The 17,291-nt window shown below is 70.2% G+C and carries 11 protein-coding genes (1 of these 11 only partly in view); 10 read left to right on the top strand and 1 reads right to left on the bottom strand.

Annotation, left to right across the window (positions count from 1 at the left end):
* The first annotated feature begins 3 nt into the window (after positions 1 to 3).
* The 10 genes from OV207_RS36380 (at position 4) to OV207_RS36335 (ending at position 8,765) form a co-directional block, all read left to right on the top strand.
* Positions 4 to 705, top strand: a complete 702-nt coding sequence (locus OV207_RS36380; protein WP_193348931.1) for a CoA transferase subunit A — start codon at positions 4 to 6, stop codon at positions 703 to 705.
* 3 nt (positions 706 to 708) lie between these two features.
* A complete protein-coding gene (locus tag OV207_RS36375; protein ID WP_120544585.1) occupies positions 709 to 1,365 on the top strand; it encodes a CoA transferase subunit B in 657 nt (218 codons plus the stop codon).
* 78 nt (positions 1,366 to 1,443) lie between these two features.
* A complete protein-coding gene (locus OV207_RS36370) occupies positions 1,444 to 1,839 on the top strand; it encodes a PilZ domain-containing protein (protein ID WP_193348932.1) in 396 nt (131 codons plus the stop codon).
* Between the two features lie 36 nt (positions 1,840 to 1,875).
* Positions 1,876 to 3,165 carry a class I SAM-dependent RNA methyltransferase gene (locus tag OV207_RS36365; RefSeq protein ID WP_267559682.1) on the top strand — a complete coding sequence of 430 codons (1,290 nt, stop codon included), beginning with the start codon at positions 1,876 to 1,878 and terminating at the stop codon, positions 3,163 to 3,165.
* Between the two features lie 14 nt (positions 3,166 to 3,179).
* The gene (locus tag OV207_RS36360) at positions 3,180 to 4,577 is read left to right on the top strand and encodes a vWA domain-containing protein (protein WP_193348934.1); all 1,398 of its coding nucleotides are present in this window, start codon (positions 3,180 to 3,182) and stop codon (positions 4,575 to 4,577) included.
* Between the two features lie 28 nt (positions 4,578 to 4,605).
* Positions 4,606 to 5,121 carry a hypothetical protein gene (locus OV207_RS36355; RefSeq protein ID WP_267559681.1) on the top strand — a complete coding sequence of 172 codons (516 nt, stop codon included), beginning with the start codon at positions 4,606 to 4,608 and terminating at the stop codon, positions 5,119 to 5,121.
* Positions 5,122 to 5,193: 72 nt separating this feature from the next.
* Positions 5,194 to 6,579, top strand: coding sequence for a tRNA (N6-isopentenyl adenosine(37)-C2)-methylthiotransferase MiaB (gene miaB / locus OV207_RS36350; RefSeq protein WP_193348936.1), 1,386 nt, complete (start codon positions 5,194 to 5,196; stop codon positions 6,577 to 6,579).
* Positions 6,580 to 6,621: 42 nt separating this feature from the next.
* Complete coding sequence (locus tag OV207_RS36345) at positions 6,622 to 7,137, top strand: gamma carbonic anhydrase family protein (RefSeq protein WP_267559680.1); 516 nt, start codon at positions 6,622 to 6,624, stop codon at positions 7,135 to 7,137.
* 33 nt (positions 7,138 to 7,170) lie between these two features.
* Positions 7,171 to 7,644 carry a cyclic nucleotide-binding domain-containing protein gene (locus OV207_RS36340; RefSeq protein ID WP_193348938.1) on the top strand — a complete coding sequence of 158 codons (474 nt, stop codon included), beginning with the start codon at positions 7,171 to 7,173 and terminating at the stop codon, positions 7,642 to 7,644.
* Between the two features lie 323 nt (positions 7,645 to 7,967).
* Entirely contained in the window at positions 7,968 to 8,765 is a 798-nt protein-coding gene (locus OV207_RS36335) for a DedA family protein (protein ID WP_267559679.1), read from the top strand.
* An 86-nt stretch (positions 8,766 to 8,851) separates the two neighbouring features.
* On the opposite strand, the gene OV207_RS36330 is transcribed toward OV207_RS36335, so the two are convergent.
* Positions 8,852 to 17,291 carry the end of a non-ribosomal peptide synthase/polyketide synthase gene (locus tag OV207_RS36330; RefSeq protein ID WP_267559678.1) on the bottom strand. The gene runs 23,852 nt beyond the window's last position, so the window shows 8,440 of its 32,292 coding nt (coding positions 23,853-32,292); its start codon lies beyond the right edge, outside the window; it ends in the stop codon at positions 8,852 to 8,854.

The following is a 17,291-nucleotide window of genomic DNA, read 5'->3' as shown; positions in this document are numbered from 1 at the left end:
GGAATGAACAAGGTCTACGCGAGCGCGGATGAAGCGGTCGCCGACATCCCGGACGACATCACCCTCATGAGTGGTGGGTTCGGGCTGTGCGGCAATCCGGAGAACCTCATCACGGCCCTGCACAAGAAGAACGTGAAGGGCCTCACCATCATCTCCAACAACTGCGGCACCACGGAGCTGGGGCTGGGCATCCTCCTGCAGAACAAGCAGGTGAAGAAGATGGTCGCCAGCTACGTGGGGGAGAACAAGGAGTTCGAGCGCCAGTTCCTCTCCGGGGAGCTGGAGGTGGAGCTCAACCCGCAGGGGACGCTCGCGGAGCGCATCCGCGCGGGCGGCTGCGGCATTGGCGGGTTCTTCACGCCGACGGGCGCGGGCACCCAGGTGGCGGAGGGCAAGGAGTCGCGGATGATCGACGGGCGGCTGCACGTCCTGGAGACGCCGCTCAAGGCGGACTACGCCATCGTGCACGCGTGGAAGGCGGACACCTGGGGCAACCTGGTGTTCCACAAGACGGCGCGCAACTTCTCCCCGATGATGTGCATGGCGGCCAGGGTCACCATCGTGGAGGCGGAGCACATCGTGCAGCCGGGAGAGCTGGACCCGGACCTGGTGCACATCCCGAGCATCTTCGTGCACCGCATCGTGCAGGCGCAGAACCTCCAGAAGTGGATCGAGCGGCGGACCGTCCGCAAGAAGGCGTCCTGACCCATGCCCCTGTCACGTGAACAGATCGCGCAGCGCATCGCCCAGGAGCTGCGGGACGGCTTCTACGTCAACCTGGGCATCGGCATCCCCACGCTCGTCCCCAACTACATCCCGGAGGGCGTGGAGGTGGTGCTCCAGTCGGAGAACGGCCTGCTCGGCATCGGGCCGTATCCGGAGGAGGGCAAGGAGGATCCGGACCTCATCAACGCGGGCAAGGAGACGGTGACGGTGGTGAAGGGCTCCGCCTTCTTCGACTCCGCGCTGTCGTTCGGGATGATCCGCGGAGGCCACATCGACCTGGCCGTGCTGGGCGCCATGGAGGTCAGCGAAGAGGGCGACCTGGCCAACTGGATGATCCCCGGCAAGATGGTCAAGGGCATGGGCGGCGCCATGGACCTGGCGGTGGGCGCCAAGCGCATCTACGTGGCCATGGAGCACGCCAACAAGGACGGCCAGCCGAAGATCCTCAAGAAGTGCTCGCTGCCGCTGACGGGCCTCAAGTGCGTGCACCACATCGTCACCGACCACGCGTTCATGGACGTCACGCCGGAGGGGCTGGTCCTCCGGGAGCTGGCGCCCGGGCTGACGGTGGAGCGGGTGCAGCAGCTCACGGAGCCGAAGCTGAAGATCGCGCCCGACCTTCGTGAGATGAAGTTCTGAGCCTCCGGGGCTAAGGTGCGCTTCCGTTCCCAGGGACGGAAGGCACCTTGCCCCCTCGGAAGTGGAGCACACCGCATCATGTCCGACACCCCGGAGCATCCCGTCCCCGCGCCGCGCGCGCATCGCATCGACCACGAGCTGCCCGTGGCGTACCGCACGGTGTCGGGCTTCGTGACGGACTGGGCGGTGAACCTGTCGCGCGGCGGGCTGTACATCAACACCCAGCAGCCCCTGCCGGTGGGCACCGTGGTCCGCATCCTGGTGTCGCTGCCGGGGGCCAGCTTCCCGGTGGACCTGGCCGGCAAGGTGACCCGGACCAACGCGCAGGGCGCGGGCCCTGGCGGAGAGGTGCCGGGGATGGCGGTGGAGTTCGTGGACGTTGATGACGACAAGCGGTCGCGCATCGAAGCGTTCGTGGAGCGCCTGCGGGAAGCCCTGCCGGCGGACGAGCGTGGCAGCACGACCCGGAAGTAGGGTGGCCCTTCACAGGCGTCCCCTTGGAGCGCCTGCATGCTGACGCTGCCAGAGTCCCCCATTGAATTGACGATCGAGCGGTTGGGCCAGCTCGGCGAGGGCGTGGCCTCATGGGAGGGCCGCACCGTCTTCGTGCCGGGCGCCTTCCCCGGCGACACCGTGCGCGTCCTCCTGGAAGCCCAGGGGCGGGTGCTGCGCGGCCAGCTGCGGCAGGTGCTGGCGGACGGAGCGGAGCGCGTCACGTCGCGCTGTGTCCTCTCCGAAGCCTGCGGCGGCTGTGACTGGCTGGAGCTGTCGGTGACGGCCCAGCGCTCCGCGAAGCAGGAGATCGTCCTCTCCACGCTGGAGCACCTGGGCCACCTGCCGCGCGCGAGCTTCACCGTGCGCCCGCTGATGGTGGCGCCCCGGGACTGGGGCTACCGGCGCCGCGCCGTGCTGCACGGGGCGGGGAAGGGGGCGCTCGGCTATTTCGGCCGGCGCACCCACGAGCGCGTCCCGGTGGACCTGTGCCCCGCGCTCACGCCGGTGCTGACGGCGCTGCCCGGGAAGCTGGCCCCGCTGCTCAAGCCCCTGGCGAAGGACACCGAGGAGGTGTTGCTGCTGGCCGAAGGGGACAAGGCCGCGTTCGCGGTGAACCTCTCCGGGCCGGTGACGGCGCGACACCTGGAGGCCGCGGAGGCCGCCGTGCGCGCCCTGCGGCTGGAGGGCGCGGTGCTGGTGCCGAAGGAGGGCTCCGCGCGGCTGGTGGGCCGGCCGGTGCTGCGCTCGCTGTCGCCGCTGCGGCCGGAGGTGCCGCTGTACCTGCGGCCGGATGCGTTCGCGCAGGCGCACGCGGAGGCCAACGTGGGGCTCGTGTCCTCCGCCATCCAGGAGCTGGGCGTGAAGGAGGCGGAGTCCGTGCTGGAGCTGTACTCGGGCAACGGCAACTTCACCTTCCCGCTGGCGGGGACGGCCGCGTCGGTGCTGGGGGTGGAGTCGTCGCCGGTGGGCGTGGAGCTGGCCCAGCGCAGCGCCCGGGAGGGTGGGGTGGGCAACGTGCGCTTCATCCAGGGCGACGCTCGCAAGGTGTGCGACGGGCTGGTGGCGGAAGGGCGGAGCTTCGATGCGTGCCTCGCGGATCCTCCGCGCGCGGGGGCCCCGGGGCTGGCGAAGTGGATGCGCGCGCTGAACGTGCGCCGGGTGGTGTACGTGGCGTGCGATCCGGCGTCGCTCGCCCGGGACGCGGCGGGGCTGGTGGAGGCCGGTTACAAGCCGGTGGCGCTCCAGGTGGTGGACATGTTCCCGCAGACGCACCACGTGGAAGCCGTGATGTCGTTCGAGCGCTAGCGAAAGGACTCGCCATGGATGCCCGCATCGTCGAGTTCGCCGAGGTCCTCCGCCAGAACGGCGTGCGCGTCAGCACGTCCGAGGTGCAGGACGCGCTGCGGGCCACCGCCGAGGTGGGCCTCCAGGACCGGAGCCTGTTCCGCGCCGTGCTGCGCACCACGCTCGTCAAGCGCGAGCTGGACGTGGAGACCTTCCGCCGCGCGTTCGACTTCTACTTCTCCGGCGCCGCCCGCACGTTCGAGGCCATCGACAAGTCGCTGGCGAAGCAGCTGGAGGAAGAGGGCTATCTGGAGGGCGACCTCCTGAAGATGGTCATCTACCAGATGAACCTGCTCGCGCCGGAGATGTCGCCGCTGGCCCAGGCCATCCTCGCGGGCGACCGCGCGCGGCTGGCGCAGATCTTCCGGCAGGCGTCGCTGCAGCTGGACCTGGGCCAGCTGGAGAGTCCGCTCCAGACGGGGTTCTTCACGCGGCGGCTGCTCGCGGGCGCGGGCATGGAGCGGGCGCGCTCCGACCTGAAGTCCATGGAGGACGAGCTGCACGCGCGCGGCCTGAGCGCGGAGGGCATCGAGATCGTCTCGCGCCACGTCGCGGCGGCGATGCGCAAGATTGAGGACGCCGCGCGCCAGGAGGTGAAGCGCCAGTCCGAGGCCCGCATCCGCCGCCGCACGGACTCCGTCACGGACAAGCCGCTCCACCTGCTCACCCAGGCGGAGGTGGATGAGATGGAGGCCGCCGTGCGCACCATGGCGGAGAAGCTCAAGAGCCGCCTCATCCGCAAGCAGCGCTCGCACCGCCGGGGCGCCCTCAACGTGCGCCGCACGCTGCGCCGGAACATGCCCTGGGACGGCATCCCCATGGTGCCCCAGTTCCGCTCGCGCCGGCCCGAGCGCCCGGAGCTGGTGGTGCTCTGTGACGTCTCCGACTCCGTGCGCAACGCGTCGCGGATGATGCTGCTGTTCATGCACACGCTGCAGTCGCTGTTCGTGCGCGTGCGCTCGTTCGTCTTCGTGTCCGACGTGGGGGAGGTGACCCACTTCTTCAAGGACCTGGACGTGAGCGAGGCCATCGACGCGGCGACCGCCGGGCGCACGGTGTCCATGAGCGCGAACTCCAACTACGGCCGCGCGCTGGCGGACTTCACCCGGGACCACCTGGGCAGCATCACCCGCCGCACCACGGTGATGATCATCGGGGACGGCCGGAACAACTACAACGCGAGCAACGCGTGGGCCCTCAAGGACCTGCGCCGCAAGGCGAAGCGGCTGTTGTGGATCTGCCCCGAGGACCGGGGCAACTGGGGCATCGGCGACAGCGAGATGCTCACCTACGAGAAGCACTGTCACCAGGCGGTGGTCGTCACGTCCGTGTCGGACCTGGCCCGCATCGCGGATCAGCTCGTCCCCGCCTGAACCCCTCCTTCCCCCCGAGGTTCCCCCCATGGCTCCGTCCCTCTTCGACGACTACGTGGACGTCCCCAACGTGGAGACCGGCGCGGACTTTGACGCCGCCGATGATCGCACCCTGCGCATGGCCTCCCAGCCGGTGGACAAGGCGCTGCTCGACAGCCTGATCCGCTACCAGGAGACCTTCCTGTCCCTCGTGGAGGCGGACGCCACCCCGGAGTCCATGGCCCGCGCCCAGACGGCGGCGCTGACCGACAGCGGCCTCACCCTCAAGACGGTGGAGTGGGGGCTTTCCGTCCTCCGGGCCTTCGGGGGCCGGCGGTGGACCGCGCAGCGGCTCCAGTCGAAGCTGACGGAGCTGGAGGCCACCCCCGGGCCGGAGGTGGACGCACTGCGCCAGCGCGTCCAGAACGAGCTGCTCAAGCAGGAGCGCCACACGGAGGCCCTGGGCCGGCGGTATGGTGCGGACACGGTCGCGCTGCTGCGGGAGCACGAGCCGGTGCTGGTCGCCCTGCACACCCGGCTCACGAAGGTGCTCAGCCGGGGATGAACCAGCCCGTCCGCCCGGTTGCATTCCGCGCCCGGTCATCGCATAAGGGCCCGTTTTCCCTATAGGCCAACCATGAAGCGCTACTTCATCCACACCTTCGGCTGTCAGATGAACGTCAACGACTCGCTCCGCATGAGCGAAGCGTTGTCGAAGATGTCCTACGTCCCGACGCCGGAGCCGGAGAACGCGGACCTCATCATCCTCAACACCTGCTCCATCCGGGAGAAGGCCGAGGACAAGATGCTGTCCGCGCTGGGGCGCTACCGCGCGGTGAAGGCCAGTCGCGGGGCCATCCTGGGCGTGGGCGGCTGCGTGGCCCAGCAGGAGAAGGACAAGCTGCTGAAGAAGGTGCCGTACCTGGACTTCGTCTTCGGTCCGGACAACATCGCGAAGCTGCCGGAGGTCATCACCCGCGTGCAGGAAGCGCGCGAGCGGGTGGTGGAGACGGCCTTCGTGGACTCCGAGGAGTACGTCTTCCCGCGCGCCGACGCGGAGACGTCCCGGGGCAAGGTGACGGAGTTCGTCACCGTGATGAAGGGCTGCGACAACGTCTGCTCGTTCTGCGTCGTGCCGCACACCCGTGGCCGCGAGGTGAGCCGCGCGTTCCCGGACGTGCTCGTCGAGGTGGCGGACCTGGCGCGCGTGGGCCTGCGCGAAGTGACGCTCATCGGCCAGAACGTCAACTCGTACCAGGGCGGCATCAGCTTCGCGCAGCTCCTGCTTCGCACCGCGGAGGTGCCGGGCATCGAGCGCGTGCGCTTCACCACCAGCCATCCGCATGATCTGTCGGACGAGCTGATCGAAGCCTTCCGCATCCAGCCGAAGATCGCCCCGCACTTCCACCTGCCCGTGCAGTGCGGCTCTGATCGCATCCTGAAGATGATGCGCCGCGACTACACCGTGGAGCAGTACCTGGTGCAGCTCGCGAAGCTGCGCGCCGCGCGCCCCGGCATCGCCGTCACCACCGACATCATCGTGGGCTTCCCCGGAGAGACCGAGGAGGAGTTCGAGATGACGATGAAGCTCACGGAGCTGGTGAAGTACGAGAACCAGTTCTCCTTCGTCTACAGCCCGCGCCCCAAGACGGGCGCCGCGCTGCGCGAGAAGGACTGGGGCCCCATCCCGCACGAGGTGAAGGTGGCCCGGCTGGAGCGCCTGCAGAAGCTCCAGCGGCGCATCAGCGGCGAGTACACCCAGTCCCAGGTGGGCCTGGACGTGGAGGTCATGGTCGAGGGCCGCTCGCGCTACGACGCCACCAAGCGCTTCGGGCGCACGCCGGAGAACCGCACCGTCAACTTCGACGGGGACGCTCCCGCGGGCTCCTTCGTGACGGTCCACATCGAGCGCGCCACGCCCAACCAGCTCCAGGGCCGGCAGGTGGCGGTGCTCAAGGAGCCCACCGTGGCGCCGCCGCCGGTGGAGCTCACGGTGCCGCAGCACGTGCCTGCCGAGGCCTGACGCTCCACCCGCCGTCCCTTGCGTCTCTCCGGAGGTTCCATCATGGCGTTGAGGCCGTTTCGCGGGGTGTCCCCCCGCGTCCACCCGAGCTGCTTCGTCGAGGACTCCGCCCAGGTGGTGGGCGACGTGGAGCTGGGCGAGGACTCCTCCGTCTGGTTCAACTCCGTGCTGCGCGGGGACGTGAACTCCATCCGCATTGGCAAGCGCACCAACATCCAGGACCTCACCATGGTGCACGTCACCAGCCAGGGTGACTCCACGACGGTGGGCGACGACTGCACGGTGGGCCACCGGGTCATCCTCCACGGCTGCGTCGTGGGCAACCGCGTCCTGGTGGGCATGGGCGCCATCCTGATGGACGGCGTGGAGGTGGGGGACGACTGCATCATCGGCGCCGGCACGCTGCTGACGCCCGGCACGAAGATCCCCCCGGGCTCGCTCGTGGTGGGCTCGCCGGGCAAGGTGAAGCGCCCCATCCACGACGGCGAGCGTGAGTTCCTGGTCCAGTCCGCCCTGCACTATGTGCAGACCGCGTCCGAGCACCGCGCGAGCCGCTGACGGCGCCGGGTTGTGCGTGTTAGGAACACCCCCATGGCTCTCGCGCCCGAGACGACCCTCAAGGCCTGCCCGCTGTTCAAGGGCTTCACGGACACCGGCATCGCCATCTTCGCGGCGGCGGCCGTGTCGCGCGCCTTCCCGAAGGGGACGGCGCTGTTCTCCGAGGGCAAGGCCGGTGACTCGCTGTTCATCGTCGGCGAGGGCACCGTGCGGCTGAGCGCCCGCAATCCCGGGGGCGAGGACGTGTCCCTGGGCGAGGTGACGGTGGGCGAACCCCTGGGCGAGCTGGCGCTCGTGCAGAAGGGGGAGCGGCTGTGCACCGCCACCGCGCAGACGGACGTGCTGGCGCTGGAGATCCGCTCGGCGGACTTCCAGAAGCTGCTCGCCCAGAAGCCCCAGGCCTGCATCAAGCTGCTGATGGGCATCGTCAGTCACTTCGGTGCCAAGGCGCGGGACAACCGGGACATGCTGCGCACGCTCGTCGTGCGCTCCACGTCGGGCGGCTGAGCGCATCCGGGCCCTGTTCGGTGGAAGGCCCCGCCCTCGTGCCGGGAGGTCGGAGGGCTCCGGAGCCGCTGCGTCCCATACGGGATGTGATTACTGTCTTCGCCGGAAGTGGACCTGGGGCTCCCAGGTTGGAGCACAGGGTGGGCGCGGGTAGGAGCAAGCCGCGAGGCGTTGGGCTTTCGTGGTGGGGCCGGGGCGCTTGAGGTGAGAGGTTTGGCGGCCGGAGTTTTCAAGACCCGCACCCGGTTGTTGGCTGGGTGCTGAAGTGGCTGGCCCGGATGCATACCGGGCGACCCTTCGGGAAGTGATTGGACGGAACACGCGTGGAAGAACTGCTCACCAGCCTGCTTGGTAATTCCCAGGGCCTTTTCGCCTATGCCACGGTCTTCGCCATCCTGGTGGTGTGCGGACTGGGCGTCCCCCTTCCGGAGGACATCTCCCTCATCCTGGGTGGGTTCCTGGCCCACAAGGGCGCTGCCAGCCTGCCCGTGATGATGGTGGTGGGCTTTCTGGGCATCCTGGTGGGCGACAGCCTGATCTACCTGGCGGGGCGCCGGTTGGGGTCACGGCTGGGGCGCAACCCGGAGGCGAAGAGCGGCGGCTTCTTCGCCAAGATCGTGACGCCGGAGAAGCGCGCGAAGGTGGAGTCGCTCTTCGTCACGCACGGCCAGAAGATCGTGATGATCGCGCGCTTCATGCCGGGCGTGCGCGCGGTGACGTACTTCACCGCGGGCTCGGTGGGCATGGCGTACTGGCGCTTCATCCTGTGGGACGGGCTGGCGGCGCTCCTGTCCGCGCCGGTGTTCGTGTGGCTCGGCTTCCACTTCGGTGGCGAGCTGGACATGCTCATCGGGAAGCTGAAGGAGGGCCAGGTCTTCGTCATGGGCTCGCTGGCGGTGCTGGGCGTGGGCTACTTCCTGTTCCGGCGGCACCGGAACAAGAAGCTCGCGGCGCAGGCCGCCGCCCGGGCGGAGTCGCCGGCCGCGGCCCTGCCGGGCGTGCCGGAGTCGCTGGAGAACAACGTGGCGCAGACGCGCGCGCCCAGCAGCAACAACTTCTTCGACGTGCCCGCCGACAAGGCGCCCGCGCCCTCCGAGCCTTCGACCAACGTGCTCAAGTAGGGCGAAGCGCTCCGCTCCAGCGGTGACGTCGCCCCCGGACCCCGCCCCCTCTGCCTGGAGGGAGCGGGGTTCTTCGTTGCGGGCCCTCAGTCCCCGCGGAGGGCCTTCTTCAGCAGGTCCGCCACGCGCTGCACGTTGGGCTCGCGCAGCAGCGTGTAGTGGTTGCCCGGCAGGCGGTGCGACTCCAGCCGTTCGCCCACCCGCGCGCTCCATCCACCGTCGTCCGTGACCGTCGTGGCCTGCTCCTCCGCCTGGACGCGCAGCACCCGCTGCTCCAGCGCGGGCGTGTGGTAGCGACGGGCGGCTTCGAGGTTGGCCTCGAAGACGCGGAAGAGGGCCACCGCGGTCCCGGCGTCCGTCCCGTGCGGCAGGGCGCCTGCCCGGGCCGCGGTCTCCAGCACCTGCGTGAGGGCGACCTCGGGCTCCAGGGCCGCGAGCGCCCCGAGGTCCAGCTCCAGGTCCGCCAGGGAGATGCCCATCAGGTCCTGGGCGAACAGGCCCACGGTCAGCGTGCGATCCAGGCGCGGTTCCGACGCCGGCACGGGCTCCGGCACGAAGGAGTCCAGCAGCGCGAGCAGCGCCACCTCCTCGCCCGCCTCGCGGAGCTGGCGGGTCATCTCGTAGGCGATGACGCCGCCCAGCGACCAGCCGCCCAGGTGGTAGGGGCCGACAGGCTGCACCTCGCGCAGGGCGCGCACGTAGTCCGCGGCCATGGCTTCGAGCGTGCGCAGGGGTTCACTCGTGCCGTCCAGCCCCCGGGCCTGGAGGCCGTAGAAGGGCTGCTCCGGCCCCAACCGCCGCGCGAGCGCCGCGTAGGCGAGCACCGTGCCGCCCACCGGGTGGACGCAGAAGAACGGCGGGGCGGTGCCCGGCGTGCCTCCGGCGTCGAAGGGCACCAGCGGAGAGCTCGTGGCCGAGTCCTCGTGCGGCTCCAACAACGCCGCGAACCGCTCCACGCTGGGGGCCTGGAAGAGGGCGGACAGCGGCAGCCGGCGGCCCGTCTCGCGGTTCACCGCCTCCATCAGGCGCACGGCGAGCAGCGAGTGGCCGCCCAGCTCGAAGAAGCTGTCGTTGATGCCGACACCTTCCACGCGCAGCACCTCCGCCCAGATGGCGACGAGGCTGGTCTCCAGCGCGTTGCGCGGCGCTTGTGCGCGGCGCTCCGAGGCACTCGGGGCCTCGGGGGCGGGTAGGGCCCTGCGGTCCACCTTGCCGTTGGCGTTGAGCGGCAGTGAGGGCAGCCGCACCCAGGCGGAGGGCACCATGTAGTCGGGGAGCTGCTTCGCGGCGAAGGTCTTCACCGCGTCCAGTTCCAGCTCATCCCCGGTGGGCACGACGTAGCCCACGAGCCGCTTGTCGCCGGGCGCGTCCTCCCGTGCCAGCACCAGCGCCTCCTGAATGCCGGGGGCCTGCCGCAGCACGGCTTCGACTTCACCCAGCTCGATACGGAAGCCTCGCAGCTTCACCTGGAAGTCCACTCGGCCCAGGTACTCCACCGTGCCGTCAGGCAGCCACCGCGCCAGGTCGCCCGTGCGGTACATGCGCGCGCCGGGCGTGGTGCTGAACGGGTCCGGGATGAAGCGCTCGGCGGTCAGGTCCGGGCGGCGCCAGTAGCCTCGGCCCACCTGGACGCCCGCGAGGAACAGCTCTCCGGGCACGCCCACCGGCACGGGCTGGCCATGCCGGTCGAGCACATGCAGCCGCGTGTTCGCCACCGGGCGACCGATGGGCACGCGGCGCAGGTCCTCCGTGCGCGGGCAGTGCCAGGACGTCACGTCCACGGCGGCCTCCGTGGGGCCGTAGAGGTTGTGCACCTCCGCGATGGGAAGACGCGCGTGGGCCCGGCGCACCAGGTCCGCGGGCAGGGCTTCACCGCTGCACACCACGCGGCGCAGGTGCGTCAGGCCCTCCAGGCCCGGCTCCTCCACGAAGACGCGCAGCATGGACGGCACGAAGTGCGCGGTGGTGATGCGCTCCTCCACCATGAGCCGCGCCAGGTAGTGCGGTTCCTGGTGGCCTCCGGGACGCGCCACCACCAGCCGCGCTCCCGTCATCAGCGGCCAGAAGAACTCCCAGACGGACACGTCGAAGCTGAACGGCGTCTTCTGCAACACCGCGTCTTCCGACGTCAGGCCGTACTCCTGCTGCATCCAGCGCAGGCGGTTGACGACGCCCGCGTGAGCGTTCATCGCGCCCTTGGGGCGCCCGGTGCTGCCGGACGTGAAGATGACGTAGGCCAGCGCTTCGGCGGTGGCGAGCGGCGCGGGGCGCGTCGTGGGATGGCAGGCGATCTGCTTCCAATCGGTGTCCATGCTCACGATGTGAGGCCGAGTCCCCGTCACACCGTCGAGAGGCAGCTTCGCGACGAGGTGCTCCTGCGCCAGCAGCACGGGAGCCGCGGTGTCCTCCAACATCCACTGGAGCCGCTCGCGCGGGTAGGCCGGATCCAAGGGCACGTAGGCCGCGCCGGCCTTGAGCACGCCCAGCAGCGCGACGACCATCTCCAGGGAGCGCTTCAGGCACACGCCCACCAGTGATTCGGGGCCTACGGCCAGCGTGCCCAGGTGGTGCGCGAGCTGGTTGGCCTTCGCATCGAGCTGCGCGTAGGTGAGGTGCTGTCCCTCGAACGTGACGGCGATGGCGTCCGGACTCCTGGCCACCTGCTGCTCGAAGAGGTCATGGATGCGCTCGCCATGCGGGTACTCCTCGCGTGTGTCGTTCCACGCCACCAGCACCTGCTGACGTTCGTTCTCCGAGAGGAGTGAGTGTTGCGCCAGCGGCGCTCCGGGTTCGGAGACCAGCGCTCCGACCAGCAGCTCCAGGTGGCTGACCATGCGGGCCACCGTGGCGGGCTCGAAGAGGGCCGTGCGGTAGCGCAGCGAGCCCTCGAAGCCTTCCGGGTTGCGGAACAGCGACAGCTCCACGTCGAAGCGGGCGTTGCCCGAGTCCGCGTCCAACGGCCGCAGTGAGAGCCCAGGCAGCGCCAGCTCCGGCAGCGGCGCGTTCTGCAGCGCGAAGAGGGCCTGGAAGAACGGCGTGCGCCCCAGGTCTCGCGCCGGCTTCAGCTCCTCCACCAGCTTCTCGAACGGGACGTCCTGGTGCTCCTGCGCCCCCAGCGTCGTGGCGCGCACCTGGGCCAGCAGTTCCCGGAAGGTGCGTGCCTCGTCGAAGCGTGCACGAAGGACCAGCGTGTTGACGAAGAAGCCGATGAGGCCCTCCGTCTCCGCGTGACGGCGGTTCGCGATGGGCGAGCCCACCAGCACGTCGTCCTGCCCTGAGTACCGGTGCAGCAGCGTCTGGAAGGCCGCCAGCCACACCATGAACGGCGTGGCTCCCTCCCGCTTCGCCAGGGCCTCCACCTGCTCGCTCAGGGCCCGAGGGAAGCGCACCGGCACCGTCGCGCCCTCGGGCGTGAGGACCGGGGGACGGGGCTTGTCCGTGGGCAGTTCCAGGACGCCCGAAGCTCCAGCCAGCGAGTCCTTCCACCACGAGAGCTGCGCTTCCAGCGTCTCGCCCTGGAGCCAGTCGCGCTGCCACACCGCGTAGTCCGCGTACTGCACCGGCAGCTCAGGCAGGGCAGGGGGACGGCCGTGATGAAGCGCCTCGTAGAGGGCGGTGACCTCACGGAGCAGCACGCCCAGGGACCAACCATCGGACACGATGTGGTGCAGGTGCAGCACCACCTGGTGCTCCTCCGCGCCGAGCTTCAGCAGCAGGGCACGCATCAGCGGCCCTTCGCCCAGGTTGAATGGCCGGCGGGCTTCTTCCAGCCGCAGCCGCAAGGCCTCCGCTTCTCGCGCCCCGTCGTCCTGGAGGTGCGTCAGGTCCACCATCTTGAACGGCACGCGGAGGTCCGGGTGGATGACCTGGACGGGCCGGCCTTCTTCCGTGCGGAAGGTGGTGCGCAGCGCTTCGTGCCGCGCCATCAGCGCATCAAGGCTTCTGTGCAGGGCATGCACGTCCAGCGAGCCCACGAACTTCAAGGCCAGGGGGACGTTGTAGAGGCTGCTGTCCGGTTCCAACTGATCAATGAACCACAGGCGCTGCTGCGCGAATGACAGCGGCGGGGGAATCGTGCGGTCCGCTCGGATGAGGGGGGCGGCGAGCGCCTTCGAGGCCCCGTGGCCCAGCCGTGCGGCGAGGGCTGCCACCGTGGGGGCGGTGAACAGGTCGCCCAGCGGAAGCTCCACGCCCAGGGTGGTCCGGACGCGCGCTACCACCTGCGTGGCGAGCAGTGAGTGGCCGCCCAGCTCGAAGAAGTTGTCGTCGATGCCGACGCCTTCCACATGCAGCACCTCCGCCCAGATGGCGGCGAGGCTGGCCTCCAACTCGTTGCGCGGCGCTTGTGCTCGGCGCTCCGAAGAACTCGGGACCTCGGGAGTGGGTAGGGCCCCGCGGTCCACCTTGCCGTTGGCGTTGAGCGGCAGTGAGGGCAGCCGCACCCAGGCGGAGGGCACCATGTAGTCGGGGAGCTGCTTCGCGGCGAAGGTCTTCACCGCGTCCAGCTCCAGCCCGTCCCCGGTAGGCACGACGTAGCCCACGAGCCGCTTGTCACCGGGCACGTCCTCCCGTGCCAGCACCACTGCTTCTTGAATGCCCGGGGCCCGCCGCAGCACGGCTTCGACTTCACCCAGCTCGATGCGGAAGCCTCGCAGCTTCACCTGGAAGTCCACTCGGCCCAGGTACTCCACTGTGCCGTCAGGCAGCCACCGCGCCAGGTCGCCCGTGCGGTACAGGCGCGCGCCGGGCGTGGTGCTGAACGGATCCGGGATGAAGCGCTCGGCGGTCAGGTCCGGCCGGCGCCAGTAGCCCCGGCCCACCTGGACGCCCGCGAGGAACAGCTCTCCGGGCACGCCCACCGGCACGGGCTGGCCATGCCGGTCGAGCACGTGCAGCCGCGTGTTCGCCACCGGGCGACCGATGGGCACGCGGCGCAGCTCCTCCGTGCGCGGGCAGTGCCAGGACGTCACGTCCACGGCGGCCTCCGTGGGGCCGTAGAGGTTGTGCACCTCCGCGAGGGGCAGCCGCGCGTGGGCCCGGCGCACCAGGTCCGCGGGCAGGGCTTCACCGCTGCACACCACCCGGCGCAGGTGCGTCAGGCCCTCCAGGCCCGGCTCCTCCACGAAGACGCGCAGCATGGACGGCACGAAGTGCGCGGTGGTGATGCGCTGCTCCGCCATGAGCCGCGCCAGGTAGTGCGGTTCCTGATGGCCTCCGGGACGCGCCACCACCAGCCGCGCTCCCGTCATCAGTGGCCAGAAGAACTCCCAGACGGACACGTCGAAGCTGAACGGCGTCTTCTGCAACACCGCGTCTTCCGACGTCAGGCCGTACTCCTGCTGCATCCAGCGCAGGCGATTGACGACGCCCGCGTGCGCATTCATCGCGCCCTTGGGACGCCCGGTGCTGCCCGACGTGAAGATGACGTAGGCCAGCGCCTCCGCTGTCGCGAGCGGCGCGGAACGCGTCGTGGGATGGCGGGCGATTCGTTCCCAGTCGGTGTCCAGGCTCACGACGTGGGGCCGTGCATGGGCTTCGCCGTCCAGGGGCAGCTTCGCGATGAGGTGCTTCTGCACCAGCAGCACGGGGGCCGCGGTGTCCTCCAACATCCACTGGAGCCGCTCGCGCGGGTAGGCCGGATCCAAGGGCACGTAGGCCGCGCCTGCCTTGAGCACGCCCAGCAGCGCGACGACCATCTCCAGGGAGCGCTCCAGGCACACGCCCACCAGTGACTCGGGGCCTACGGCCAGCGTGCCCAGGTGGTGCGCGAGCTGGTTGGCCTTCGCATCAAGCTGCGCGTAGGTGATCTGCTGGCCCTCGAACGAGACGGCGATGGCGTCCGGGCTCCTGGCCACTTGCTGCTCGAAGAGGTCATGGATGCGCTCGCCGTGCGGGTACTCCACGCGCGTGTCGTTCCACGCCACCAGCACCTGCTGACGCTCGTCCTCCGTGAGGAGTGAGTGTTGAGCCAGCGGCGCTCCGGGTTCGGAGACCAACGCTCCGACCAACAGCTCCAGGTGGCTGACCATCCGGGCCACCGTGGCGGGCTCGAAGAGGGCCGTGCGGTAGCGCAGCGAGCCCTCGAAGCCCTCCGGGTTGCGGAACAGCGACAGCTCCACGTCGAAGCGGGCGTTGCCTGAGTCCGCGTCCAACGGCCGCAGAGAGAGCCCGGGCAGGGCCAGCTCTGGCAGCGGCGCGTTCTGCAGCGCGAAGAGGGCCTGGAAGAACGGCGTGCGTCCCAAATCTCGCGCCGGCTTCAGCTCCTCCACCAGCTTCTCGAACGGGACGTCCTGGTGCTCCTGGGCCCCCAGCGTCGTGGCGCGCACCTGGGCCAGCAGCTCCCGGAAGGTGCGTGCCTCGTCGAAGCGTGCACGAAGAACCAGCGTGTTGACGAAGAAGCCGATGAGGCCCTCCGTCTCCGCATGACGCCGGTTCGCGATGGGCGAGCCCACCAGCACGTCGTCCTGCCCCGAGTACTTGTGCAGCAGCGTCTGGAAGGCCGCCAGCCACACCATGAACGGCGTGGCTCCCTCCCGCTTCGCCAGGGCCTCCACCTGCTCACTCAGGGCCCGAGGGAAGCGCACCGGCACCGTCGCGCCCTCGGGCGTGAGGACCGGGGGACGGGGCTTGTCCGTGGGCAGTTCCAGGACGCCCGAAGCTCCAGCCAGCGAGTCCTTCCACCACGAGAGCTGCGCTTCCAGCGTCTCGCCCTGGAGCCAGTCGCGCTGCCACACCGCGTAGTCCGCGTACTGCACCGGCAGCTCAGGCAGGGTAGGGGCCTGGCCCTGGAGCAACGCCCCATAGAGGGCAGTGACCTCACGGACCAGCACACCCAGGGACCAACCGTCGGACACGATGTGGTGCAGGTGCAGCACCACCTGGTGCTCCTCTGCGCCGAGCTTCAGCAGCAGGGCGCGCATCAGCGGCCCCTCGCTCAAACTGAACGGCCGGCGCGCTTCCTCACCGCGCAACCACACGGCTTCCGCCTGCCGCGACTCCCCGTCCGGGAGGCGCGTCAGGTCCACCGTTTCAAACGGCACCTGGCGCTTCGCGTGGATGACCTGGACGGGCCGGCCTTCTTCCGTGCGGAAGGTGGTGCGCAGCGCTTCGTGTCGCGCCATCAGCGCGTCAAGGCTTCCTCTCAGCGCCCCTACGTCCAGCGCGCCCACGAACTTCAAGGCCAGGGGGACGTTGTAGAGGCTGCTGTCCGGCTCCAACTGGTCGATGAACCACAGGCGCTGCTGCGCGAACGACAGCGGCGGGGCGCTCGTGCGATCCGCTCGGGTGAGCGGCGCGGCGTGCGCCTTCGGGACGACTCCACCCAGGCGTTCGGCGAGGGCGGCCACCGTCGGGGCGGTGAACAGGTCGCCCAGCGGAAGCTCCACGCCCAGGGTGGTCCGGATGCGCGCCACCACCTGCGTGGCCAGCAGCGAGTGGCCTCCCAGGTCGAAGAAGTTGTCGTCGATGCCGACGCCTTCCACATGCAGCACCTCCGCCCAGATGGCGGCGAGGCTGGCCTCCAGCGCGTTGCGCGGCGCCTGTGCTCGGCGCTCCGAGGCACTCGGGGCCTCCGGGGTGGGCAGGGCCTTGCGATCCAGCTTGCCGTGGGTGTTGAGCGGCAGCGAGGGCAGTCGCACCCAGGCGGAGGGCACCATGTAGTCGGGGAGCTGCTTCGCGACGAAGGACTTCACCGCGTCCAGCTCCAGCCCGTCCCCGGTGGGCACGACGTAGCCCACGAGCCGCTTGTCGCCGGGCACGTCCTCCCGAGCCACGACCACCGCCTCCTGAATGCCGGGGGCCTGCCGCAGCACGGCTTCGACTTCACCCAGCTCGATGCGGAAGCCTCGCAGCTTCACTTGGAAGTCGGCCCGCCCCAGGAACTCCAGCGTGCCGGCCTCCGTCCACCGCGCCCGGTCGCCCGTGCGGTACAGGCGTGCGCCGTGCTCATGGGTGAAGGGGTGGGGGATGAAGCGCTCCGCGGTGAGGTCCGGCCGCTGGAGGTAGCCCCAGGCGAGACCGTCACCGCCCACGAACAGCTCTCCCGGCACTCCGGGCGGCAGCGGCTGGAGGGCCGCGTCCAGCACCCACGCGGTGGAGTTCCGCAGCGGACGGCCGATGGGCACCGCGCGGTCCACCCCGTCTCCCGTGCGCAGCGCGTGCGTCGCGGAGAAGGTGGTGTTCTCCGTGGGACCGTAGCCGTTGATCAGCACCGCGCCTTCCGGGATGCGCGCGAGGTGCTCACGCACCGCCGCCACGGGCAGCACGTCACCTCCCGCGAGCACGCGGCGCACGCGGGCCAGGTCCTGCCCCTGCTGGGTCACCATCTGCTCGAAGAGGGCGGCGGTGAGCCACAGCGTGTTGATGCCCTCGCGGCCCAGCACGTCTCCCAGCTCCGCCAGGGACAACGTCCCCGGAGGCGCGAGCACCAGCGTCGCGCCGTTGAGCAACGCGCCCCAGATCTCCAGGGTGGAGGCATCGAAGGCGACGGGCGCGAGCTGGAGGAACACGTCCCCGGGCCCGGCTTCG

The organism is Corallococcus sp. BB11-1, from assembly GCF_026626625.1.
Taxonomy (GTDB): Bacteria; Myxococcota; Myxococcia; order Myxococcales; family Myxococcaceae; genus Corallococcus; species Corallococcus soli.
Note: the sequence above shows the minus strand (reverse complement) of the source record. Positions and strands in the feature narration are given on the sequence as shown.